Annotated in this window: 1 rRNA gene; it reads left to right on the top strand. The window is 52.2% G+C overall.

From position 1 onward, the window contains the following. Nucleotides 1–670 (top strand): 23S ribosomal RNA (locus ADM90_RS23550); the annotation flags it as partial.

Genomic DNA, 670 nt, shown 5'->3' on the forward strand with positions numbered 1-670 from the left:
CCAGAGTGGATCCTGAGTACGGCGGAACACGTGAAATTCCGTCGGAATCCGGGAGGACCATCTCCCAAGGCTAAATACTACCTAGTGACCGATAGTGAACCAGTACCGTGAGGGAAAGGTGAAAAGCACCCCGGGAGGGGAGTGAAAGAGATCCTGAAACCGTGTGCCTACAAGTAGTTAGAGCCCGTTAATGGGTGATAGCGTGCCTTTTGTAGAATGAACCGGCGAGTTACGATTACGTGCAAGGTTAAGCTGTAGAAGGCGGAGCCGCAGCGAAAGCGAGTCTGAATAGGGCGAAGTAGTACGTGGTCGTAGACCCGAAACCAGGTGATCTACCCATGTCCAGGGTGAAGGTAAGGTAACACTTACTGGAGGCCCGAACCCACGCACGTTGAAAAGTGCGGGGATGAGGTGTGGGTAGCGGAGAAATTCCAATCGAACCTGGAGATAGCTGGTTCTCTCCGAAATAGCTTTAGGGCTAGCCTCGTGATGAGAATACTGGAGGTAGAGCACTGTTTGGACGAGGGGGCCATCCCGGTTTACCGAATTCAGACAAACTCCGAATGCCAGATATTTATACACGGGAGTCAGACTGCGAGTGATAAGANGTAGAGCACTGTTTGGACGAGGGGGCCATCCCGGTTTACCGAATTCAGACAAACTCCGAATG

This window comes from Lysinibacillus macroides, from assembly GCF_001281525.1.
Lineage (GTDB): Bacteria > Bacillota > Bacilli > Bacillales_A > Planococcaceae > Lysinibacillus > Lysinibacillus macroides.